This window comes from Bordetella pseudohinzii, assembly GCF_000657795.2.
GTDB classification, from domain to species: domain Bacteria; phylum Pseudomonadota; class Gammaproteobacteria; order Burkholderiales; family Burkholderiaceae_B; genus Bordetella; species Bordetella pseudohinzii.
Genome location: NZ_JHEP02000005.1, coordinates 112,101 through 135,120 on the forward strand (window position 1 = coordinate 112,101; position 23,020 = coordinate 135,120).

A 23,020-nucleotide genomic window follows, 5' to 3' on the forward strand; every position below is an offset into this window, starting at 1 on the left:
CGTTCCATGACACATCCCATCACCGCGGAAGTCCGCGAGAAACAGAAGCGGCGGGCCATTCTGGCCAGCTATATCGGCACCACGCTGGAGTACTACGACTTCCTGCTGTACGGTGTGGCCGCGGCGCTGGTGTTTCCCAAGATTTTTTTCGTCACTCTGGATCCTCTGACGGCCACCTTGTCGTCCTTCGCGACCTTTGCCGTCGGCTATTTTGCCCGGCCCCTGGGGGCGGTCGTGTTCGGACACTACGGCGACCGGCTGGGGCGCAAGAATGTGCTGGTCGTGACCCTGGTCCTGATGGGACTGGCCAGCGTGCTGATCGGCCTGCTGCCCACCTATCATCAGATCGGCATCGCCGCGCCGATCCTGCTCGTCGTGCTGCGTCTGTTGCAGGGCGTGGCGATAGGCGGAGAGTGGGGCGGCGCGACGCTGATGTCGATGGAGCACGCCAAGCCCAAGGGACGGGGGTTCGCCGTCAGCCTGGTCAGCGCGGGAGGGCCCACCGGGGCGGTGCTGGGCACCCTGGTCATGACGCCGTTCACGCTGCTGCCCGGAGAGGCTTTCCTGAGCTGGGGATGGCGCGTGCCGTTTCTGATCAGCGCCCTCTTGATGGTGCTGGGGCTGATGATCCGCCTGAAGGTCACGGAAACCCCAGAGTACGAGGCCGCGCGCCAGGCCCGCGCCGCGCAGCCGGGCCCGAAGGCGATTCCGCTGGTGACCGTGCTGCGCTACAACAAGCGCCAGATCCTGTCCGGCGTGCTCGGCGGCCTGGCCCCCTTGTCCTTCGCCACTTTCGCGGCGGCCTTTCTGCTGAACTATTCGGTCGAGGTCGGCCATACGCGCACCAGCGCGCTGATCGCGATGACCATCGCGAACTTCCTGAATATCTTCACGCTGCCCTTGTTCGGCGCGCTATCGGATCGCGTGGGCCGCCGGCCCATGATGATCACCGGCGCGCTGTCGGGCATCGTGCTGATCTGGCCCATCTTCCTGCTGGTCCATCAGCCAGGCTTTTTTGCCTTGCTGCTGGCCATGGTGCTGGCGATGCCGCTGATACAGGCCCTCATGGGCGGGGTCTACAACACCTGGCTGAGCGAGAAGTTTGCCGCCGATGTGCGCTATAGCGGCATCGCGCTGACGTTCCAGATCGCCTCGACGCTGGGCGCGGGGCTGTCGCCCTTGATCGCCACCAGTCTGCTGGCGGCCTCGGCGGGCGGCACGCCGCAGTGGGTGGCGCTGTATTTCGGCGCGGTCTGCCTGGTCAGCTGTATCGCCTACCTCAAGGGCGGCGAGCGTTTCGACGCGGAGCTGCCGACGCACACCGTGACCGATGAGGCGCAAGCCAGGCCGGAACCGGCATCCGGCGGTATCCATAAGCAGCTTGTCTAGGGACAGCTTGCTTCCCAGGCTCGGATGAGGGGGCCATCGGCAGCGCCGGGCCTGACGAATTGACGATAGCGGAAACAGCATGGCGCGCCGGGCGCCAGGGATGTGTTCGCGCTCATAACGATAAAACACACGGAGACAAGGTGAAAAAAATATATGCAGCAGCCCTGATGGGAGGGCTTTGCGGGCCGGTGGCCGCCGCCACCGTGACCGTTTACGGCGTGGCCGATGTGCACATCAGCCACTACCGCCATGGCGATGGCAGCATGACCAGCATGGAGTCTGGCGGCCTGGGAGGGTCCCGCATCGGCTTCCGGGGGGTGGAAGACCTGGGCCGCGGCCGCCAGGCGGTCTTCATGCTGGAGGCGGGCTTCAATATCAACAACGGGAAGTCCGGGCAGAGCGGGCGCCTCTTCGGGCGCCAGGCTTATCTGGGCTTGCGCGACAAGGAGCTTGGGTCGCTGATTGCCGGACGTTTGCAAGGGCTGGGCTATATTTTCGGCGGGGTCTATGACCCCATGATGGTGGCGCCCGGTTCGGTCATCGGGTCGCTGACGGGCGAAAACGCGCGTCCCTGGATGTACAACCCGCTTTCCGATCCCGCCCGCATGGACAACGCGGTGCTGTACACGACTCCGAAATGGGGAGGCTTGCAGCTGGGCTATCAGCATGGCTTCCGCGACGATGCCGGTGTATCCGCCCTGCGCAGCAAGCGCTTCGACCTGGCGTCCCTGACCTATGCCGAAGGGCCGGTGAGCATGACCTATGGCTTTGGCCATAGCGCCGGGACCACCGGCCAGACCGCGGCCACCAGCGACCAGACCGAGCATGCTTTCGGCGTGCGCTACGCCTTGTCCTGGGCGACGCTCTTCGCGACCTACCAGTTGCGCAAGACCGACGGCTATGGCGGTTCGGATCAGGCGTGGCAGGTCGGCGCCCAGCTGCCGGCCGGCAGCGTGGGCCGGATACACCTGGCCTATGGGCGTTCGACCAATGACACGCCATTCGGTCCCAGCGACGCCAGCGCCGGCTGGGGCGTGAAATCCTGGGCGGTGGCCTATGTCTACAGCCTGTCCACGCGCACCACGCTCTATGCCTACTTCAAGCAGCTGGACAACGACGGCAAGGCCCGGCAGGGCATTTTCCCGCCGGGCGGCCTGGACGCGCCCAGCCGTTTTGGCGACAAGGTCACGGCCTTGGGCATTGGCATGCAGCATCGTTTCTAGGCGCCTGCCGCGCCATTGACCACGAGGGCGGCAGGAGTGCCGTCCGCAATCTCACATAAAAGGATTCTTCATGCGCATCCTGTCCGTACTTGTCGGCGCGGTCTTCGTCGCCTGGATCGCCCATGGCCTGCACAACAATCCACGCTGGACATGGGCGCCCGGAGAGGGCGAGCTGCCGCGCGATGTGGTGGCCATGTATATGGACATGGCATACAAGCAGGGCGATGTCGCCCTGGCCGCGAAAACTTTCTTCTCCCCCGCCACCAAGGACGATGTTGCGCCCGGCCAGATCCTGCCCGGCCAGAAGCCATTCGAGCCCAAGATCATCCAGGTTGTCGCCGAAGGATTCAACGTGGTCGTGCGATACCGCGCGCCGTCCGAGGGCGGCGAGGCGGAGTATGTGGAGATCTTCAAGATCCATAACGGGCGCATCGCGGCAAGAGAGCGCATCGTCCGCGGCGCCGCCGCGCAACTGGCCGCCTCGCCGGCGGTCGCCCGCTAAGAGGAGCACGCAATGAACAGACTCACGCAATTCAAGCTGAGCCCGCAAGGGATAGGTCAGCTCGTCATCGCCCTGTTGCGCCTGTATCTGGGCGCGTGGATGGTGGTCAGCGGTTCCAGCTATTGGCTGCACCAGCTGGGTTACCAACCCGTATTTCCCCAGCCTTTCGGCAGCCTGCCGGACTCCAACAAGCTGCTCATCACCTTCGTGGAGGTGGGGTTGTTCGATCTGGTGAAGAGCTTTGAAATCATCGGCGGCCTGCTGCTGATCTTCAATATCTTCGTGCCCCTGGGCCTGGTCATTCTCTTTCCGATCAGCGGCATGGTGTTCTACAACGCCGTGGTGCTGAACCAGCGCTATGACGGGATATTGTCGCTGACCTATATGGGCACCGCCTGCCTGTACATGAATGTCGTGCTGCTGCTGGCCTATATCAAGTATTACCTGCCCATGCTGTCGTTCAATGCGCGCAGCGGCGGCCTGGCGGACTTGAAGCGCCTGCCCGAAGTGCTGCGATGACAGCGGCGAGGCCGATCATGAAGCCTTTCTCTCCCACGCGGCGGCGCTTGGCCCAGGGTGCCATCCTGGCGGCGGGATTGTCCCTCGGCGGCGCGCGGGCGGCGGGGGGCGGCCCTGTCCGCGACAGCGCGGCGTCCGCCAGGGCCGATGCCATCGAGGACCTGGTCGATTATTGCCTGGCGACGACTTACGAAAGCCTGCCGGAAGCTATCGCCGTCATCGCCAAACAGCAGGTGCTCGACACGATAGGCGTCGCATTGGCCGGCTACGCCGCCGACGGCGTGCGCCAGCTGCGCGAGTTCACCGCGGCCATGGGCGGCAGGCCGGAGAGCCGTATCTGGGGATCTCCGGTCGCAGTGCCGGCCCACGAGGCGGCGCGCGTCAATGGCGCCATGGCGCATGCGCTGGACTACGACGACACGCACGAGAAATCGTATGTCCATCCCTCCGTCATCACCATACCGGCGGTCCTGGCGGTCGCCGAAAAAAGGCCGGGCGTGACGGGGCGGGACATCATCGTCGCCACGGCACTGGGCACCGACCTGAGTTGCCGGCTGGCCATGGCCGCCCAGCCCGGGGTAGATCCTTTCAAAGTGGGTTGGCACAACACAACAGTGTATGGCTATATCAGCTCCGCGCTCGCGGCCGGCAAGTTGCTCGGACTGAGCCGCCAGCAGATGATCGACGCCGCCGGCATTGCCTATCACCAGGCCGCGGGCAACGCCCAGGCCCATGTGGACGGCGCGCTTACCAAGCGCATGGGGCCTGGCTTCGCCGGTTCCGCGGGGGTGTTGGCCGCCCAGCTGGCGCAATCGGGGGTGAGCGGCGCGCGCCAGGTTCTCGAAGGACCGATAGGCCTGTACCGGCAGTACCACGGGGGCGATTACGACCGCAGCCGTCTGCTGGATGGGCTCGGCAGCCATTTCGCCGCGGCGGATCTTTCCTTTAAGCCCTATCCCTCATGCCGGGGCAGCCACACGGCCGTGGATGCGGCGCTGGCCATCCGGGGGCAGCAGGGCTTTCCGGTATCGGAGATCGCGGCCATCACCATCCAGATGGGCCCGGGCGAGTACAAGCTGCTCGGCACGCCGATCGAGGCCAAGCGCCGGCCACGCTCCAATGTCCAGGCGCAGTTCAGCAATCCCTGGATTGTCGCCACGACCCTGCTGGACGGCCGTCTTTCGCTCGCGGACTTCTCGCCCGCGGCGCTGGACCGGCCCGAGGTCCTGGCGCTGACGGCGAAGACCCATACGGCGCTGGATGCCTCCTTGCTCGCCGAAGGCGGCGGGGTGGGGCCGACCCGGCTCACGGTGGAGCTGCGGGACGGCCGTCGATACATCCAAACCGTCCGCACGGCCAAGGGCGAGCCGAATCAGCCTCTGAGCGTCGCCGAATTCGAACAGAAGTTCTCAGACTGTGCGCGGTCGGCGGGCCTGGCCGCAGGCCAGGCGGCCGCGCTCATGTCGACCATCCTGGGCCTGGAGCGTCTGACGGACGCCCGCGCGCTCACCAGACAAATGATTCCGGCGTAACCGCCGTCAATAAGGGAGCAGGGAAATGGCATCGAGGTCGCCTTGGTATTACATCATTCATTGGTTGCGCCTGTACTTCGGCGCTCATCTGCTGTTTTCGGGCATCCGCTACGCGGCCACCGGCTATGTGCCGGAGATCCCGGGGATAGGCGGCGAGTGGGTGCAGGCCAACGCCAATATCTACCTCTACCAGATGATCAAGTACCTGGAGATCATGACCGGCGCGATGATTTTCTTCAATCGCTTGCCGCTGCTGGGCCTGATCCTGGAGTTTCCGGCCACGATCAATATCTTCTGGCTGAACACCTTCATCGTCGCGACGCCGCGCCAGCTGTTCACCGGCCCGCAGGAGCTGTTCATGAACGGGGTCTTGCTGCTGGCGTACAGCGGCTGGATGTTCGCGGCCGTCAAGCCCAGGCTGGAACCCCTGTGGCTATGGGACGGCGCCAAGGCTTACCAGCCGGGGATCGGTCGCCGCATGACTGACTGATGGCCTGCCGCCGTCGCCCGAAAACGCAGCTTTCAAGGTGAATACATGGACAAGAGTAAATGGATGGCCGTCGTGGTTTGCGTCGGCCTGACCGCCGCCGCCTATATCGGCTCCACCGGCCTTTTCTATACCGAGTTCCGGCCGATACGCAATTACGACCTGGTGGCTTTCGCGGGGTCATGGCTGGGGCTGATCTGGCTGCTGATCCGCGATAGGAACAAGAAAGACGACTGAGGTCCGCCGGGCGACAGGCCCAGGGAGAACAAGCATGAACGTGACGCGCAGAAGATTCGCCCAGTTGTCGGGGTTGCTCGCCGCCGGATGGGCGGCAAGCCCCGCCTGGGCCTTGAGCCCGGCCAAGGCCGCCGCCCCGGACGGGCGGCGTACCGCCGATGCGATCGATACGCTGGCGGACTATTGCCTGAACACAAGATATGAGGATCTGCCGGCCGAGGTCATCGCCGTCACCAAGAGCCAGATTCTGGACACCGTGGCGGTCGCGCTGCCGGCGCTGGACGCCGATGGCATCCGGCAGCTCTATGCCTGGAGCAAGGAAACGGGCGGCAGGCAGGAGAGCCGGGTGCTGGGCACGGCGGTTCGCCTGCCCGCCGAGCAGGCGGCAAGACTCAATGCCTCGATGGCGGCCGCGCTGGAGTTCGACGACACCTATGAGCCTTCCCTGATGCACGCCTCCTGCGTGACCATTCCGGTGGCCTTGACGGTCGCCGACCTGGCTGGCGGCATCGACGGCAAGACCCTGATCGCCGCCGTCGCCGCCGGCACGGACGCGGCCTGCCGGCTCTCGCGCGCCGGCTCGCCCGGGGTGTCGCCTTTTGTGGTGGGTTGGGATCCCACGCCGATGTACGGTTTTTTGGCCGCTTCCCTGGTGGCGGCCCGCTTGCTGGGCCTGACGCGGGAACAGGCCGTGGCGGCCGCGGGTCTGGCTTATCACCAGCTGTCCGGCAATGCCCAGGCCAGCATCGACGGCACGCATGCCAAGCGCCTGGGCGCCGGCTTCGCCAGTTATGGCGGCGTGATGTCGGCGCGGCTGGCGCAGCGCGGCGTCTTCGGTTCTCCCCATGTGCTCGATGGGGTCAAGGGCTTGTTCCGGCAGTATCACGGCGGTCGGGTGTCGGAGGAGGCCTTGCTGGCGGACTTGGGCAGCCATTACGCCGGGCCCGAGATCGCGCCCAAGCCCTATCCCTGCTGCCGCGGCGGCCATGTGGCGATCGACGCCGCCCTGGATCTCGTCCGAAGCCATGACATCCGTCCCGCCGCGGTGGATCATGTCAGGATATACAGCCCGCCGGCGGAGATGATGCTGCTGGGCGCGCCCCTGGAGAAAAAACAGCGTCCGCGGAGCATCGTCGAGGCGCAGTTCAGCAATCCGTGGATGGTGGCCGCCGCCATCCAGGACCGCGAGGTCAGCCTGCGCCACTTTACGGTGCAAGCGTTGGGCAGGCCCGACCTGCAGGCGCTCGCGCAACGGATGCGGACAATCGAGGACAACACCCTGGTGCGTCCGGATGGCGGGCCGGGCTTCGTGCGCGTGGAGGTGTATTTGCGCGACGGCAAGATGCACGGCAAGCAGGTCAACTATGCCAAGGGAGATCCCAAGAACCCCATGAGCGCCGAGGAGTCGCGTAAAAAATTCTACGAATGCACGGATGCCGCCGGCATGAAACGCGGGCAAGCCGCCCGGGTCATGGACCGAATTCTCGCGCTGGAGACGGAAAAAGACGTGTCCGCGCTGAATGCGGCCATGGCGATTTAGTTCCCGCTTGCCGCGCCGGCGATGATGATGGCCGCCCGTGCAATGTATGAAATAATAACTTTCGATTAGCCAAGTGGCGCCGCATGGCGTGCTGACACAGCAACCGGTTTTATCAAAGCGGATATATGGTTTCTAATTTGAATGGTCGTGCCCGCAGGCCTGGCGAGCATAAATCCAGCGCCGCGGTGCGCGCCCGGATTCTCGAAACGGCTTTCGACGTTATATCCAGATTTGGCTACAACGGCACCACCATGGCCAAGGTCGCCAGCAATGCCGCCTTGCCCATAGGCAGTGTGTACTGGCATTTTGAAAGCAAGGATCTGCTGCTGGCCGCCATGATCGACGAGAGCTTTCTGCGCTGGCGCAGCGAGACGGCGGAACGCAACCGTCCGCGGCCGGGGGAAAGCTTCGAGGATCACGTGATGCGGATTTTCGGGTCCACGGCCAATCCAAAATACTTCGCCGCGGATTTCTGGCGCCTGGGCGTCATCCTCAGCGTGGAGAAGTCCGTTCCCGAGCAGACGGCGCGGGCGCGATTCCTCAAAATCCGCGAAACGCAAAGGGAAGAATTGACCTCCTGGTGGACGTCGACCTTGCCCGAGCCCCTCCTGGACCACGCGCCGGATCTGCCAAACAAACTCAGCATGTTCACGCTCGCGATGCAGGACGGTAATGCCATCGCGGGGGCGTCCGGCGAATCCCTGGACGATTTCCAGGCCACCCTGGCCTCCTGCCTCATCCATCTCGTGAGCCAGGCGCAGCAAAGCGTGCCGGCCAAGAGAAGCCGGACGCGCCAGGCGCGCGGCGCGGCGGCCTGATGTCCTGCCGGGCCGCCCGCGCGGCCCCGTCTCGCCGCTTGGTTTCATTCAAATCCATTCAAAATCCGCATAACAGCATTTGAGTAATTCGGCTTGTTGCGGATGAAGCGACCGCAGAGAATTTCAAACAGTTCTCAACGGTACGCATTCAATGGACAGACTAAAAGACAAAGTCGGAATTGTGTTCGGCGCGGGCCCGAACATCGGCGGAACGATCGCGCATTTTCTGGCGCGCGAAGGCGCGAGCGTATGCGTGATGGACGCCAGCGAGGCGGCCGCCCGCGAAACGGCCAAATATCTCCAGGATCGCGGCCTGCGCGCCTTCGGCGTGGCGGGCAACGCGCGTGATCCGGCCGATGTCAAGGCCGCGGTCGATGCGACCATGGCCGAATATGGACGCCTCGATATCGCCGTGAACATGGCCGGGCGCGTGCATTGGAGCCATGTGCTCGATATGGACCTGGATGACTGGAATGATTCGGTCGCTAGTTTTGCCACCGCCGGTCTGATCACGACCCAGCACTGCTCGCGCGCCATGATGGCCAGCGGCGGCGGCAGCATCATCCATATTCTGTCGACGGCGGCGCATTTCGGCGAGGCCGATGGCGCGGCCTATTGCGCCGCCAAGGCCGCGCTGCTGAACTTCGCCCGCTCTTCGGCCCTGGATCTCGCCCATCTCGGGATACGGGTCAATACCGTGACGCCCTGTTCCATGGAGCACCAGCTCTGGACCACGATGCGCGACGAGATGTTCGATCCGCAATGGCGGCAGCCCGCCAGGACGGGTTTTTATTCGCGCCAGGAGTATCTGGACCAGATGCCGCTGCGCCGTTTTCCGCGCGCGGCCGATCTGGCCTGGGCCACGGTCTTCCTGGCATCGGATGAGTCGGCCTGCATGACGGGCGCCGACCTGGCGGTCGACGGCGGGCTGCGTCACAAATACCCCACCTGGTCGCCAGGAAAACATCATCCCGTGGATGTCCGGGATTATGCCCGCGGCATTCAGCTGACCAAATATGGCGAGCCGCAAGGGCCGTTGACCGATCTGCTGGGCGAACCTGTCCAGCGATAGCTTTCCGCATGACGAGGAGACAGATATGAGCGCAATTGACGAGCGGCGCCAGGAGCGCGCGCGCCAGTTCCAGCGGCTGACGCAATGTGACCGCGATACCGATATGGGCAAGCTGCTGCGCCGATTCTGGCAGCCGATCGAGCTGTCCGAGAACATCGAGGTCAACGCCGCCATCCCCGTGAAGGTGCTTGGCGAGGCGTTGACGCTGTATCGCGGCGCCAGCGGCGCGCTGCATCTGGTGGGCGGGCGCTGCGCGCACCGCCGCACCCTGCTGCACACCGGATGGGTGGTGGGCGAAGAGATCCGCTGCATCTATCACGGCTGGCAGTTCGACAGCAGCGGCGCCTGCGTCAAGCGCCCGGCCGAAGCCGATACCGGCATGCCGCGCACTCAGATCGCCGCCTATCCGGTGCGGGAGTACCAGGGCCTGGTATTCGCCTATCTGGGCGAGGGCGATGCGCCGGCGTTCGACCTGCCGCGCAAGCTGCAGACCGAGCGCGAGGGCGCGCTGGTGGCCAATGGCATGGAGCGCTGGGATAACAACTGGTTCCAGCAGGTGGAGAACTCCATGGACGCCGTGCATGTGAGCTTTGTGCACATGGCCTTGACCGTCGGGCCTTTCGGCAAGGCGGTGACGGCCGGCATTCCGGAGCTGAGCTATGAGGAAACCGCGGCCGGCATCCGTCAGACCGCGCGCCGTTCCGAGGGCAATGTGCGCCAGAGCGATTGGACTTTCCCGAACAACAACCACATTACGGTGCCGGGTCTCACGCCCGATGATCCCTGGCTGGATGTGTTTGTCTGGATGCTGCCCAATGATGAGCTGAATACCACGCGCTTCATGATCTACAGCCTGCCGCCTGGGGCGAGCGAGGCGTCGAAACAGCGCTTCCGCAGTTATTTCGCGAAGTATGGCAAATACGATCCGGCGGCGCATCATGAGGAGCTGTTCCGCTCGCGCGTGTGGAAGAACCCGGAAGACACCTTCGTGGGCCTGACCGCTGCCCAGGACTATCTTTCCATCCGCGGCCAGGAGCGCGTGACCCATCGCGAGGACGAGATCCTGGGTCGCTCCGACCTGGGCATCGTGACGTTGCGCAAGATTTTCTGGCGCGAACTGGATCTGCTGCGCGACGGCAAGCAAACCAAGGCGTGGAAGGCGCTGGAGAAGCCCGTCGACTTGCCGTTGCAGCCGGGCGAGGAGGGCGGCGCCGGCCAGCCCGACACGCCGAGCGCCTACGCGCAAGCCTAAGCCCCGCAACGCCGGCAGGCGCGCGGGCGCCTGCTTCACTTATGGTGTCTCGCACACAATGCTTGATTTAACCCCTCACGAGGCTCTTCCTGAAGAGCTATTGATGTTCCGCTCGTCCATCCGGCGTTTCGTGGACAAAGAGCTGGTTCCGCTTGAACGCCATCTCGGCCCCGACGGTCTGCTGGACGACGGCCGCGCGCAGCACGTGCGCGATCGCGCCAGGGAGGCGGGATTCTGGCTCATGGATGTTCCCGAGGATGTCGGCGGTCAAGGGCTGTCGCTGCTGCCGCTGGCCGTTTTCTGGGAAGAGGTGGGACGCAGTACGGTGGCCTCCTGGGTCCGGCATCACGGCTTGTTCGGCCCTACTGTCGGGCCCATTCTGGCGGGCTTGGACGTCTCCCAGCGCGAGCAATACCTGTATCCGGTCGTCGACGGAAAGAAGAAGTTCTGCTTTGCCCAGACCGAGCCGGACGCGGGCTCGGATCCCTCGGCCATGCGCACGCGGGCCGTCAAGACGGAGGCGGGATACCGCATCACTGGCGTCAAGCGCTTTATCACTCGCGCCGGGCAGGCCAGTTTCGCCCTGGTGATGGCGGTGACCGATCCGGCCAAGGGCGCCCGCGGCGGGATTTCCTGCTTCATCGTGGACATGGACCGTCCCGGCGTGCGCCTGGCCGGCGCCGAGCGCACCCTGATGGGCGACAAACCCTGGGAGATCGCCTTCGAGGATGTGGAGGTTCCGGCGGAGAACCTGGTCGGCGAAGAGGGCAAGGGCTTCGCCCTGGCGCAGGGCTATATCAACCATGGGCGCATACGCCAGGGCGCCCACGCCTGCGGGGCCGCCGAGCGCTGCCTGGGCCTGACCGCCGCTTATGCGGCGCAGCGCAAGACCTTTGGCGCGGCCTTGGCGCAGCGCCAAGGCGTGCAATGGATGTTGGCCGATGGATTCACCGAGGTGTATGCCACGCGCTTGATGGTGTATGACGCGGCCCGCAAGGCCGACGCGGGCCTGGACGCCAAACTCGAGACCTTCATGATCAAGACTTTTGGCGTGGAGATGGGCTTTCGGGTGGTGGACGCCTGCATGCAGCTGCATGGCGGCATGGGCCTGAGCGAGGACACGCCTATCGAGCGCTTCTGGCGCGACTTGCGCAGCTACCGCATCACCGAAGGGCCGACCGAGGTGCTGCGCACCACGCTCGCGCGCCAGATCCTCAAGCAGTACAGCTGATACGGGAATCCCTGATGAAAGACACACTGGACGATATTCTCGTCATCGAGCTGGGCACGGTATTGACGGCGCCCCTGGCGGGCATGATGCTGGCCGATATGGGCGCGCGCGTCATCAAGGTCGAGCACCCCGAAGGGGGCGATCCTTTCCGGCGTCATGCGGGCACCTTGTACAGCCCGCATTTCGTCGCCTACAACCGCAATAAGGAGAGCATACAGCTCAACCTGCAGACCGAGGCGGGCAAGGCCGACCTGGCGAAGCTGATCGCGCGGGCCGACGTCTTGCTGGACAACTACCGCTCGGGCGTGATGCCGCGGCTGGGGTTTGACGACGCCCGGCTCAAGGCCTTGAACCCGCGCTTGATCCAATGTTCGATCACCGGCTTTGGCGCCAGCGGCCCTTACCGCGACCGTCCCTGCTATGACGCGGTGGCCGTGGCGTTGTCCGGCATCGCCGCGCAGATGGTGGACCCCGCGCAACCATCGCTCAAGGGCCCCTCCTTGTCCGACAACATCACCGGTATGTATGCGGCCTATGGCATTCTATCCGCCCTGCATGCGCGCGGCCGCCACGGTCAGGGAGCCAAGGTCGAGGTCAATATGCTGGAAGCCTCGATCGCCTTCTCGCCGGAAGGCTTTGCGCAATACACCCGGCTGGGCATGGTGCCCAACCCTCTGTCGAGGGTCGCGGTTTCGCAGTCATATGCTTTCCGCTCCAAAGACGGCCGGCTGGTGTCGGTTCATCTGTCCTCGGTGGAGAAGTTCTGGCAGGGCTTTGTCCAGGCCATCGGGCGGGCCGATCTGCTTGACGACGCGCGCTTCCAGACGCCGCCCGCCCGCGCCAAGCACTACGAGGAACTGGCCGGCGAGGTCGCCGAGACCTTCGCGAGCCGCGACCAGGCCTATTGGTGTGAGCGGCTGCAGGCCAATGATGTGCCGCATGCCCCGGTGAACAGTGCGCCGCAGGTCATGGAGGATGCGCAGGTGCGTCATCTTGAGACCTTCTATGAGGTCCGGCATCCGGAGCAGGGCGCGATGACCGCCATTCATCGGCCGGTGCGCATCAATGGACAGCGCGGTCCTTCGGACAAGGCGGCCCCCACGCTGGGCGAACACACCGAAACCATACGGCGCGAGTTCGGCCTTTCTTGAAGCGCCGATTCGGACCAGAAACCAGAGAAGACGAGCAATGAGCAAACTGAAGCTTTCCGTGGCCATCGGCAACTACGACCGGTGCCGCCCATTGATAGACGGCGCCGTGCAGATCGACGGTGTGGATCCGGTGATCATGACCTTGTCGCCGGAGGAGATTTTCTTCCGGGCGTTTCGCGGCCAGGAATTCGATATCTGCGAGCTGTCCCTGTCCAGCTCGACGCTGCAGACCGCCCAGGGCGGCTTCCCCTATGTGGGCATCCCGGTCTTTCTGTCGCGCGCCTTCCGCCACACGTCGATGTATTGCCGCACGGACAGAATCAAGACCCCGGAAGACCTGCGCGGCCGCCGGATAGGCTTGCCGGAGTACCAGCTGACGGCCAACGTCTGGGCTCGCGCCATCTTGCAGGAAGATCATGGCGTGGCGCCGTCGGATGTGACTTGGGTGCGCGGCGGGATCGCGCATGCGGGCCGGCCCGAAAAGATCAAGGTCCAGCTGCCGGACAATGTCCGCGTGGAAGACGCGCCCGAGGGCGAGACGATTTCCAGTCTGCTGGCCAAGGGCGAGATCGACGGCTATATCGCGCCGCGCCCGCCCTATGTGCCCGCCGCGACCCCGGACGTGGGCTGGCTGTTCCGCGACCCGGTGGCGGCCGCCAAGGACTATTACCGGCGCACCCGGATTTTCCCCATCATGCACATCCTGGGCGTGCGCCGCGAGCTGGCCGAGCAGCATCCCTGGCTGCCGGGCGCCATCTACAAAGCCTTCGATGCCGCCAAGCGCCAGGCCATTGAGCATCTTTCCGATACGTCGGCCACCAAGATCACCTTGCCCTTCGCCGAAGAGCGCCTCAAGGAGGCGCGCGAGCTCATGGGCGAGGATTACTGGTCATACGGTATCGAGGCCAATCGCCACGTGCTGGAGAGCTTCTTCCATCACCACCATGCGCAGGGCCTGTCGCCCCGCCTGGTGACGCCGGAGGACCTATTCCATCCCGGCACTTTCGAAAGTTATCGACTCTAAGGAGCGCGCCATGTCGGCAAATAGCGGCGAGGTCCGCGATCAATGGCTGCAGGCCCGATTGGCGCCCCTGTGGGAAAGCCCCAACGCCCATAAGCCCCAAGAGAATCAGGCGACCAGCCATATCTGGCGCTGGGAAGCGGTACGGCCGCTGCTGGATCTGGCTTTCCAGGAGACGTCGCCGGCGGCGGTGCAGCGGCGGGTATTGCAGATGCTGAGTCCGCAATCCCGGTCGATCGCCGATGAATTCACCTGCGGCAATGTGCTGGCCGCCTACCAGTGCCTGTTGCCGGGCGAAACCGCCCGTCCGCACCGCCACACGATGAATGCCTTGCGCTTCATGCTGGAGGGCAGGGGCGCCGTCACCCTGGTCGACGGCAAGGCTTGCGCCATGGAGTTCGGCGATCTCGTGCTCACGCCGGGCATGGCCTGGCATGAGCATCGCCACGAGGGGCATGAGCCGGTGGTCTGGCTGGATGTGCTGGATGTGCCGCTGCATATGTATCTGGGGTCCGTGGTCTTCCAGCCGGGCCCCATGCAGCCCGAGCCCCTGACGATGAGCGACGCAGCCTTCGCCGCGCCCAACATCCTGCCCTGCGTGACTGTCGGCGATGCGGGAAGGTCGCCGGTGTTCCGCTATCCCTACGAGGATGCTTTGCGCGCCTTGGCGCACGCGCCCGTTTCGCCGGATGGGATGCGCCGGGTGCGCTATGTCAATCCCCTGACGGGGCAGGGCGCGATGCCCCTGCTGGAAACGACGATGCAGGAACTCGATGGGGGCAGCGCCTCGCGGCCGGTCCGCTCGAACGCCAACCAGGTGGTCGCGGTGGTGCAGGGCCAGGGCGAGAGCGAAATAGGCGGCAGGCGCTTCAGCTGGAAGCCCCGCGATATTTTCACCGTGCCGCAACACAACTGGGCAAGCCATGCCGCGCAGGGCGGGTTGGCGCGCTTTTTCGTGGTCTCCGACGCGGATGTCTTGCGCCGGCTGAATGTCTTTGCCGAAGAAGTGCAAGCACCCGGCAGCCAAGGATAGAAGATGAAGATTTGTTGGTTCAATGATGATAGGCCGGGCATTGTCGACGACGGTGTCGTGTTTGATGTCAGCGCCGCGCTGCGCGCCTTGCCCGCGCCGCCTTACCCCAATCGCTCGGGAGACTGGCTGATCGTCAATCTGGACCGCTTCCAGGCGGCGGCCGGCGAGCTGCTGCCGAGCGCGCCTTCCCATCCGCTGGCCTCGGTGCGCTTGCTGAGCCCGGTCGCCAATCCGGGCAAGATCATCGGGGTGCCGGTCAACTACCAGAAACACGTGGAAGAGGCCGCCGCCGATGTGGCGACCTTCACCAATCGGCAGACGGGCAGTGTCCTGGAGCAGGGTTTGTTTCTCAAGGCCAACAGCTCCCTGATCGGCTGCGGCCAGGCCGTGCGCATCAGCATGCCGGAGCGCCTGACGCATCACGAAATCGAATTGGGCGCCGTGATCGGCAAGACCGCGAGGAATGTTCCGGAGAGTGAGGCGCTGTCTTATATCGCCGGTTATGCGATCGCGCTGGATATGACGGTGCGCGGCGCCGAGGACCGCTCCTTGCGCAAGTCGCTGGACAGCTATTCGGTGCTGGGCCCCTGGATGGTGACGGCGGACGAGATCGCCGATCCGCAGGCACTGGATCTGCGCCTGCGGGTCAATGGCAAGGACCGCCAGGTGGCCAATACGCGCGACATGATCCTCTATATCGCCGAGCAGATCGCCTGGGCGTCGCGCTTCTACACCCTGGAGCCCGGCGACGTGATCATGACGGGAACTTGCGAAGGCGTGGGGCCGGTGGTGGGCGGCGACCTGATCCATGCGGAGATCGAGGGCATAGGCGCCATGGACGTATCCGTGATCGAGGCGCGCTGATCGATGAACGCCTCTGTATCCAGCCTGAACCTCAGAGTACAGGCGATCCGCTACGCGGCCCGCGACACGTATTTGCTCGAACTGGTCTCGCCCGAGGGCGCGGCCCTGCCCGGAGCCAGCCCCGGCGCCCACATCGACCTGCATCTGGGCAATGGCCTGACGCGCTCCTATTCCTTGCTGTGTTCGGGCGCGAGGCTTGATCGCTATTCGGTCGGGGTCAAGCTGGATCCGCGCGGCTGCGGCGGCTCGCGCTATGTCCACGAGCAGCTGCGGGTCGGGGCCATCATCGGGGTTTCCGAGCCGCGCAATCATTTTCCCTTGAAGGAAGATGCGGCCCACACCATTCTGATCGCGGGCGGCATCGGCATTACGCCCGTCTGGTGCATGGCGCGGCGCCTGGAGGCTTTGGGCGCGTCCTGGGAGCTTTGGTATAGCGCCCGCACGCGGGCCGATGCGGCATTCCTGCCCGAGATCGAGGCGCTGGCCGGCAAGGTGCGCCTGCATTTCGATGACGAGGCGGGCAGGGTGCTGGACATCGCGCGCATCGTGGACGCCGCCGCCAAGGACGCGCATCTGTACTGCTGCGGACCGGCGCCCATGCTCGACGCCTATGAGTCGGCCGCCGCCGGCCGCGATCCCGGCACGGTGCACTTGGAGCGCTTCGCAGCCAGGCAGGCGGCCGCGCGCGACGGCGGCTTTGTGGTCAGCCTGGCCCGCAGCGGCAAGGAGCTGACGGTGCCGGCGGGCGCCAGCATTCTCAAGGTTTTGCTGGACAACGGGGTGGCGGTCGATTTTTCCTGCCAGGAAGGCATCTGCGGATGCTGCGAGGTCGCCGTCCTGGAGGGGGAGGTCGATCATCGCGATGCCGTCCTGACCGATGAGGAGCGCAGCCGGAGCCAGACGATGATGGTGTGCTGCTCGGGCGCGAAGAGCGGACGGCTGGTCTTGGATCTCTAGGGCCCCGCGCGCCGCAGTGGCTAAAGCGGCCGATCTTGCCTAGACTGACGGACCGTGCCATTCCGAGCGCAGGAGCCGATATGAGCTGGTCCGCCAAGCAGTATTCCGCCTTTGAGAACGAACGCACCCGTCCGGTGCGGGACCTGGTCGCCGCCATCCCCACGGCCGAGGTGCGCCGGGCCGTGGACCTGGGCTGCGGCCCGGGGAATTCCACCGAGGTGCTCGCGGCGCGTTTTCCGCAGGCCGAGGTGAGCGGCATGGACAGTTCGGCGGACATGGTGGCCGCCGCGCGCAAGCGCATGCCGGGCGTGGCGTTCAGCCAGGAGGATATTTCCACCTGGAATCCGGATGTCCGCTACGACGTGATCCTGGCCAATGCCTCGCTGCAATGGGTGCCCGACCACGCCACGCTGTATCCGCGTCTGCTGGGCCGCCTGGCGCCGGGCGGCAGCCTGGCGGTGCAGACGCCCGACAACCTCGAGGAGCCGGCCCACCGCCTGGCCCGCGCGGTCGCCAGCGAGGGGCCCTGGGCCGCCAAGCTAGCCGGCGTGCGCCACCCGGACCGCCATCCCGCGGACTGGTATTACGCCCTGCTGTCGCCGCTGGCCCAGCGCGTCGATGTCTGGCGCACGACCTATATGCATCCCCTGGCCGGGGCGCGGGCCATCGTCGAGTGGTTCAAGGGCACGGCCCTGCTGCCCTATCTGAACCTGCTCGACGAGGACGGCAAGGCGGCTTTTCTGGCCCGTTATGAGGCGGCGGTCGCCCAGGCCTATCCGGCTTTACCCGATGGCACGGTGCTGCTGCCTTTTCCGCGCCTGTTCGTGATCGCCGCCAGCAAGGCCTGAGCCATCGGCTTTCGCGGCGCTCAGGGAGCCGGATTCGGCCAGCGCGCCTGGATGGCGTTGACCGCGTCGACGATCTCTTTGGAGAGCGTGACGTCCACGCTGTCGATGTTTTCCTTCAGCTGCTCCAGCGTGGTGGCGCCGATCAGGTTGCTGGTCACGAAGGGCTGGGCGTTGACCCAGCCCAGGGCCAGCTGCGTCGGCGTCAGGCCATGCTCGCGGGCGAGCGCGCAGTACGCCGCGGTGGCGGCTTCGGCCTGGGGATTGCTGTAGCGGGTGAAGCGTTCGAACAGCGTCAGGCGGGCGCCGGCGGGGCGCGCGCCATCGAGGTATTTGCCGCTCAACATGCCCATGGCCAGCGGCGAATAGGCCAGCAGGCCCACGTCTTCGAAGCGGCTGAATTCCGACAGGCCGAGCTCATAGTGGCGGTTGAGCAGGCTGTAGGGGTTCTGGATGGACGCCAGGCGCGGCAGGCCGCGCGTTTCGGCCAGCTTGATGAACTGCGCCACGCCCCACGGCGTTTCGTTGGACACGCCGATATGGCGCACCTTGCCGGCGCGCACGAAGTCCTGCAGCACTTCCAGGGTTTCGCCGATGGGCACGGTATGCGCATCCTCGACCCAGGGATAGTTGGGCCGGCCGAAGGTCATGGTGGTGCGGTCGGGCCAGTGCAGCTGGTAGAGATCCAGGTAGTCGGTCCGCAGCCGCTTGAGGCTGGCGTCCAGGGCCTCGGTCAGGTTCTTGCGATCCAGGTAGGTCTTGCCGTCGCGGATGTGGCTGGGGCGCTTGGCGTCCCGCACCGGGCCGGCCACCTTGCTGGCCAGCACGATGTCCTGGCGGCGGCCGGTCTTGGCCAGCCAGCTGCCGATATAGCTTTCCGTGCGGCCCTGCGTCTCGGCCTTGGGCGGGACGGGATACATTTCGGCCGTGTCCACCAGGTTGACGCCGCGCTCCAGCGCGTAGTCCAGCTGCTGGTGAGCCTCGGCCTCGGTGTTCTGCTGGCCCCAGGTCATGGTGCCCAGGCCGATGAGGCTGACCGAGAGATCGGTGCGGCCAAGCTTGCGGTATTTCAAGGAAGTGCTCCGGTCTGTGCGTCGCCGGCGGGCAACGCCTTGGTTGCCGATCTTACACCCGGGGGCCGCGCCTAGTGCCGCTTGGCAGCCTGCGCGGCCGCCCGCGTGGCCTGGCAGCGCCCGACCACCCGCCCGTCTCGCCAGGCGGCCGCGGCGGCTGGCAGGCGGAAGGGATCGCGGCAGACGACAAAATGCGTGTCGATGACGTCTTCCAGCAGGGAGCGGCTGCTGCGGCCGGCCATGGCCGTGGCGCCGATGCGGCCCGCGGCGCAGTCATCGCCGTCGCGCCTGACCTGGCAAAACGTGATGTTGACGCGGAAATTGCAGAGATTGCGCAATTGCCGCCCGGTCTGGCCCCCCGCTTCGCTGACCAGGCATTGGTTCACGGGGGCGCCGTAGGCGATATTGCCGGGATGGGCGGCGGCCGGCAGGGCCAGGGCGAGGGCGGCCAGGAGGCAAAGCGCGAGTCGACGAGCCGTGTGCATGGCGTAGGGAAGGAGCCGGTACTGGAGCGCTTTATACGCAATTCCCGGCCGCGCGGCTACAAATTGTTGCCGTACGCCGGCGACGGATTGTTAGCATGGGTTGCCGGCATATGCCGGATTTCCCGTTGTGGAGGTCGTCATGCGAGCAGAAAGAATCAGCAAGCGCGTTGCGGTCGTCGGAGTGGTGGGATCCCTGTTGTTGGCGGGCTGTGCCACGCAACAGCAAACGAATACGGCGGTGGGCACGGGCGCCGGCGCCGCCGTGGGCGCGGGCGTCGGGGCCCTGATCGGCCACGGCAAGGGCGCGGCCATTGGCGCGGGCATCGGCGCGGTGGCGGGCGGTCTGATCGGCTACAACTGGAAGACGGTCAAGGAAGATGTCCAGCAATCCGGCGCGTCGTCGCTGGGCGTGGACGTGGTCGAAATGCCCGATGGCTCACTGAAGGTGAATATCCCGGGCAATGTGTCGTTCGACACCGGGCGCGCGACGCTCAAGCCGGCCTTGCTGCCCGTGCTCGACAGCGTGGCGCGATCGCTGCAGCAGCATCCCGAGCTGCGCGTGAAGGCGGTAGGCCATACCGACAATACCGGCTCGGTGGCCACCAACCAGAAGCTCTCGCAGGATCGCGCCCAGGCCGTGGCGACCTATCTGGGCCGGCAGGGCGTGGCGGCTTCGCGCATCATGGTCGAAGGCCGGGCGGCGACCGACCCGATCGGCGATAACAACACCTCCGAAGGACGCGCGGCCAACCGCCGCGTCGAGGTATACCTCTATGCCGTGAAGCAGTAGCATGGGGCATGGGGTCTGCTCGCCCGGAAGCAGACCCCGCCAGGAGGGCAGGGCATGACTCAACGATATCTGCGCATGGAGCTGTCCATCGCGCGCGCGGCGCTGCCCGGCTGGCAGGCGCATCCGACGCGGCAGGCGCTGCAAAAGCGCTACCGTTTCGATCATTTCAATGCGGCGTTCGGCTTCATGAGCCGGGTGGCGATGTTCGCCGAGAAAATCGACCACCACCCTGAATGGAGCAACGTCTACAACCGGGTGGATGTCGTCCTGACCACCCATGACGCCGGCGGCGTGACCGAACTCGACGTGCGCATGGCGCAGTTCATGGACGAGGCGGCGGCGCAGGCCGGGGCGGCCAGCCTGGCCATCCCGGCTTGAGCGTCTTTAGTTGGCGCGCCCGCTTTCGCGCACGTAATAGATGCGCATGGCGTGCTGGCGCTGCTGGCCATCCAGTACGCGGATGGTGACCGAGCGCGGAACGAAGCCGTCGGGGGTGGCGAGCTTGCCCACGGCATGATCATAGCGGGCCAGCGAAAGCGGAATCGCATCGGGAGTGATGCGGTCGCGGCGCCCGTTGGGATAATTGCCCTCGATGAGCAGCTCGATGCTGCCCTGGAAGGGCGTGCCGGTGTCGTTGTCGCGCATGATCAGGATCTGGTAGTCCAGCGCGCCGGTCTCGCGCTTGAAACGCGCCGAGCGCACGCCGATGTCGCCGCCGCGCGGATCGGGCGGCACGGCATCCTGGAACAGCGCCAGCTCCTGGTTGAAGGCTTGAATGCGGCTGCGGGCCTGGGCCAGGTCGGCGGTCAGCTGTTCATGCGTGGACTTGTTGTTGTCACGCTGGGTGATGGCCTCGTCGAGCTGGCTTTGCAGGCGCTGGCGCTCCACGTTGGCGGCGCTCAGTTCGGTGTGCAGCTGTTCGGACTGCTCGACGGTCAGGCGCTGCGGCCCGTAGTTGGCCTGCAGGAAGAGCACCCCGCCCGCGCCCAGGCCGATGCCGATGAGCAGTAATACCAGCCAGCGCGGCAGGCGGCGCGAGCGTTTTCCGGGTTGGTAGAGCGAAGGCCTGAATACCGGTTTTTGCGACCGTCCGAACATCCCCATGCGAGCAAAATTCCTATAGCGGGTGTAATGCGTGGCGCCAGGCGCCCGCCAGTCAAAACGAGAAAGGATACCGCGAGTGCGCGCCTGGATGCGGCCCGGACAACTCTGGTTTCCTCCGTTGATACCATGAAATAAGGGGCGGCTACGTCTCTTGGAGCGCCTGGTCGAGGTCGGCCAGGCGCGCGGGCGTGCCGACGTCGGTCCAGCGCCCACGGTAGTGCTGGCCTCGGACCCGGCCCTGCGCCATGGCGGCGCGCAAGAGCGGCGCCAGCGGGGCCGGCGCATCGCGCGCCACGCCCTTGAACAGGGCGGGATCGTAGATGCCGATGCCCGAGAACGTCAAACGCGGCCCTTCGCCGCTGCTGACCTGCCCCTGGGCGTCGAGCAGGAAATCGCCCGCCGGATGCTGGGGAGGATTGTCCACCAGCAGCAGCCAGGCCCCCGCGGCCGGCAGGCCGGCGGCGTTGGCGCGGGCCAGGCCCGGATCCCAGTCGCACCAGATATCGCCATTGATGACCAGAAAGGGCTGCTCGCCCAGCAGCGGCAGGGCCCGGGCGATGCCGCCCGCGGTCTCCAGCGCCGGGGCTTCGGGCGAGTAGCGCAGGGACAGGCCGAAGGCGCGGCCGTCGCCCAGCGCGGCCTCGATCTGGCTGCCCAGCCAGGCGTGGTTGATGACGACGTCGGTGAAGCCGGCCGCGGCCAGCCGCTCCAGGTGCCAGACGATGAGGGGCTTGCCCGCCACGGGCAGCAGCGGCTTGGGGGTGTGGTCCGTGAGCGGGCGCATGCGTTCGCCGCGCCCGGCGGCCAGGATCATGGCGCGCATCAGAAGGTATACCCCACCTTGACCTCGCGGTCGTCCAGCTTGTCGAGCAGGCGCAGCAGCGGGCTGAAGACGCCGTAGCGCTGGGCCACCTGGCGCACATAGCCGTTGACGCGCGGCATGTGCTCCAGGTAGCCGGCCTTGCCGTCGCGGTGGTTCAGGCGGGCGAACACGCCCAGGATGCGCAGATTGCGCTGCAGGCCCATCCATTCGTAGGCGCGGTGGAATTCGGCGAAATCCGTCTCGACCGGCAGGCCGGCCTGCCGGGCCATTTCCCAATAGCGGATGGCCCAGTCCAGCTGCTGGGGTTCTTCCCAGGTGGTGCGCGCGTCCGTGACCAGGGAGGCCAGGTCATAGGTGATGGGACCGGCCAGCGCGTCCTGGAAGTCGATCACCCCGGGGTTGGGGCCATGGCGGGGATCCTCGCAGACCATGAGATTGGGCGAATGGTAGTCGCGGTGCACGAAGACCGCCGGCTGGCTGCCGTTGCTGGAGGCCAGCAGGGCGAAGATGCGCTCCAGGGCGTTGGCCGTCTGTTCGTCCAACCTGGCCTGGTGGTGCACGCCCACATACCACTCGGGGAACAGGTCCAGCTCGGCGCGCAGGCGCGGGGTGTCATAGGCGGCCAGCCCGGTGGTGGCCGCCGTCTGCAGGCGCACCAGGGCGGCCAGGGCGTCGCGGTACAGGGTTTGCAGCGTCGCGTCGTCCAGGCCCTCGCGGATACGCTGGGTATAGTTTTTTTCGCCCAGGTCGCTGAGCAGAAGCAGGCCCTGGGCGGCATCCTGCGCTACGATGGCCGGCACGTTGACGCCGGCCGCCGCCAGCAGGCCGTCCACATGGACAAACGGCCGGATGTCCTCGTGAGGCGCCGGCGCGTCCATCAGGATCAGGCTGCGGCCGGCGGCCTGAAGCCGGAAGTAGCGGCGGAAGCTGGCATCGCCGGAAACCGGCGCCAGGGTGGCGGGTTGCAGGCCCAGCTCGGCGGGCAGGGTGGCAAGCCAGGCGTGCAGGGATGCCAGGCGGGGATCAGTCTGGTGGGAGTTCAAGGCGGCCAGTCTCGCGGAAGTGCTCTTTG

The 23,020-nt window shown here is 65.9% G+C and carries 25 protein-coding genes; 20 read left to right on the forward strand and 5 right to left on the reverse strand.

Annotated elements, in window-relative coordinates; genetic code table 11:
* The first annotated feature begins 6 nt into the window (after positions 1-6).
* From L540_RS08665 to tam, 18 genes are all read left to right on the forward strand, one after another.
* Positions 7-1,389 carry an MFS transporter gene (locus tag L540_RS08665; RefSeq protein WP_043215163.1) on the forward strand — a complete coding sequence of 461 codons (1,383 nt, stop codon included), beginning with the start codon at positions 7-9 and terminating at the stop codon, positions 1,387-1,389.
* 167 nt (positions 1,390-1,556) lie between these two features.
* Entirely contained in the window at positions 1,557-2,612 is a 1,056-nt protein-coding gene (locus L540_RS08670; protein WP_048026206.1) for a porin, read from the forward strand.
* Between the two features lie 70 nt (positions 2,613-2,682).
* The gene (locus L540_RS08675; RefSeq protein ID WP_048026208.1) at positions 2,683-3,114 is read left to right on the forward strand and encodes a hypothetical protein; all 432 of its coding nucleotides are present in this window, start codon (positions 2,683-2,685) and stop codon (positions 3,112-3,114) included.
* Positions 3,115-3,126: 12 nt separating this feature from the next.
* On the forward strand, positions 3,127-3,633 hold the full coding sequence (locus tag L540_RS08680; protein WP_043215161.1) for a hypothetical protein: 507 nt from the start codon (positions 3,127-3,129) through the stop codon (positions 3,631-3,633).
* 17 nt (positions 3,634-3,650) lie between these two features.
* Complete coding sequence (locus tag L540_RS08685; RefSeq protein ID WP_082149589.1) at positions 3,651-5,165, forward strand: MmgE/PrpD family protein; 1,515 nt, start codon at positions 3,651-3,653, stop codon at positions 5,163-5,165.
* 25 nt (positions 5,166-5,190) lie between these two features.
* On the forward strand, positions 5,191-5,655 hold the full coding sequence (locus tag L540_RS08690; RefSeq protein WP_043215159.1) for a hypothetical protein: 465 nt from the start codon (positions 5,191-5,193) through the stop codon (positions 5,653-5,655).
* Between the two features lie 45 nt (positions 5,656-5,700).
* Positions 5,701-5,889, forward strand: coding sequence for a hypothetical protein (locus L540_RS08695; RefSeq protein WP_043215157.1), 189 nt, complete (start codon positions 5,701-5,703; stop codon positions 5,887-5,889).
* 34 nt (positions 5,890-5,923) lie between these two features.
* Complete coding sequence (locus L540_RS08700; RefSeq protein WP_048026210.1) at positions 5,924-7,429, forward strand: MmgE/PrpD family protein; 1,506 nt, start codon at positions 5,924-5,926, stop codon at positions 7,427-7,429.
* A 125-nt stretch (positions 7,430-7,554) separates the two neighbouring features.
* The gene (locus L540_RS08705) at positions 7,555-8,247 is read left to right on the forward strand and encodes a TetR/AcrR family transcriptional regulator (protein ID WP_043215154.1); all 693 of its coding nucleotides are present in this window, start codon (positions 7,555-7,557) and stop codon (positions 8,245-8,247) included.
* Between the two features lie 151 nt (positions 8,248-8,398).
* Entirely contained in the window at positions 8,399-9,319 is a 921-nt protein-coding gene (locus L540_RS08710; RefSeq protein ID WP_043215153.1) for an SDR family NAD(P)-dependent oxidoreductase, read from the forward strand.
* A gap of 25 nt (positions 9,320-9,344) precedes the next feature.
* A complete protein-coding gene (locus L540_RS08715; RefSeq protein WP_048026212.1) occupies positions 9,345-10,571 on the forward strand; it encodes a Rieske 2Fe-2S domain-containing protein in 1,227 nt (408 codons plus the stop codon).
* A gap of 103 nt (positions 10,572-10,674) precedes the next feature.
* Positions 10,675-11,802, forward strand: a complete 1,128-nt coding sequence (locus L540_RS08720; RefSeq protein ID WP_231584766.1) for an acyl-CoA dehydrogenase family protein — start codon at positions 10,675-10,677, stop codon at positions 11,800-11,802.
* Positions 11,803-11,816: 14 nt separating this feature from the next.
* Complete coding sequence (locus L540_RS08725) at positions 11,817-12,953, forward strand: CaiB/BaiF CoA transferase family protein (RefSeq protein ID WP_043215149.1); 1,137 nt, start codon at positions 11,817-11,819, stop codon at positions 12,951-12,953.
* Between the two features lie 37 nt (positions 12,954-12,990).
* Complete coding sequence (locus L540_RS08730; protein ID WP_043215146.1) at positions 12,991-13,977, forward strand: ABC transporter substrate-binding protein; 987 nt, start codon at positions 12,991-12,993, stop codon at positions 13,975-13,977.
* Between the two features lie 10 nt (positions 13,978-13,987).
* Positions 13,988-15,007, forward strand: coding sequence for a cupin domain-containing protein (locus L540_RS08735; RefSeq protein WP_043215144.1), 1,020 nt, complete (start codon positions 13,988-13,990; stop codon positions 15,005-15,007).
* A gap of 3 nt (positions 15,008-15,010) precedes the next feature.
* The gene (locus L540_RS08740; RefSeq protein ID WP_043215142.1) at positions 15,011-15,871 is read left to right on the forward strand and encodes a fumarylacetoacetate hydrolase family protein; all 861 of its coding nucleotides are present in this window, start codon (positions 15,011-15,013) and stop codon (positions 15,869-15,871) included.
* A 3-nt stretch (positions 15,872-15,874) separates the two neighbouring features.
* The gene (locus L540_RS08745) at positions 15,875-16,828 is read left to right on the forward strand and encodes a PDR/VanB family oxidoreductase (protein ID WP_043215140.1); all 954 of its coding nucleotides are present in this window, start codon (positions 15,875-15,877) and stop codon (positions 16,826-16,828) included.
* Between the two features lie 80 nt (positions 16,829-16,908).
* Entirely contained in the window at positions 16,909-17,676 is a 768-nt protein-coding gene (gene tam, locus L540_RS08750) for a trans-aconitate 2-methyltransferase (protein WP_043215139.1), read from the forward strand.
* A gap of 20 nt (positions 17,677-17,696) precedes the next feature.
* Here the strand turns inward: tam and L540_RS08755 are convergent, their stop codons facing one another.
* Both L540_RS08755 and L540_RS08760 read right to left on the reverse strand, forming a co-directional pair.
* Positions 17,697-18,746, reverse strand: a complete 1,050-nt coding sequence (locus tag L540_RS08755; RefSeq protein ID WP_043215138.1) for an NADP(H)-dependent aldo-keto reductase — start codon at positions 18,744-18,746, stop codon at positions 17,697-17,699.
* 71 nt (positions 18,747-18,817) lie between these two features.
* Positions 18,818-19,231 carry a hypothetical protein gene (locus tag L540_RS08760; RefSeq protein ID WP_043215136.1) on the reverse strand — a complete coding sequence of 138 codons (414 nt, stop codon included), beginning with the start codon at positions 19,229-19,231 and terminating at the stop codon, positions 18,818-18,820.
* 139 nt (positions 19,232-19,370) lie between these two features.
* On the opposite strand from L540_RS08760, the gene L540_RS08765 reads away from it, so the two are divergent.
* Together L540_RS08765 and L540_RS08770 are read left to right on the forward strand one after the other, a co-directional pair.
* The gene (locus L540_RS08765; RefSeq protein ID WP_043215135.1) at positions 19,371-20,021 is read left to right on the forward strand and encodes an OmpA family protein; all 651 of its coding nucleotides are present in this window, start codon (positions 19,371-19,373) and stop codon (positions 20,019-20,021) included.
* Between the two features lie 54 nt (positions 20,022-20,075).
* Complete coding sequence (locus L540_RS08770; RefSeq protein WP_043215132.1) at positions 20,076-20,399, forward strand: 4a-hydroxytetrahydrobiopterin dehydratase; 324 nt, start codon at positions 20,076-20,078, stop codon at positions 20,397-20,399.
* Between the two features lie 6 nt (positions 20,400-20,405).
* On the opposite strand, the gene L540_RS08775 is transcribed toward L540_RS08770, so the two are convergent.
* The 3 genes from L540_RS08775 to L540_RS08785 all read right to left on the reverse strand — a co-directional run bounded on the left by L540_RS08775 (position 20,406) and on the right by L540_RS08785 (position 22,991).
* Positions 20,406-21,125, reverse strand: coding sequence for a DUF6776 family protein (locus tag L540_RS08775; RefSeq protein ID WP_053073181.1), 720 nt, complete (start codon positions 21,123-21,125; stop codon positions 20,406-20,408).
* 142 nt (positions 21,126-21,267) lie between these two features.
* Complete coding sequence (murU, locus tag L540_RS08780; RefSeq protein WP_043215129.1) at positions 21,268-21,948, reverse strand: N-acetylmuramate alpha-1-phosphate uridylyltransferase MurU; 681 nt, start codon at positions 21,946-21,948, stop codon at positions 21,268-21,270.
* Entirely contained in the window at positions 21,948-22,991 is a 1,044-nt protein-coding gene (locus L540_RS08785) for an aminoglycoside phosphotransferase family protein (RefSeq protein WP_043215127.1), read from the reverse strand. The genes murU and L540_RS08785 overlap by 1 nt, the downstream gene beginning before the upstream one ends.
* Positions 22,992-23,020 lie beyond the last annotated feature (29 nt).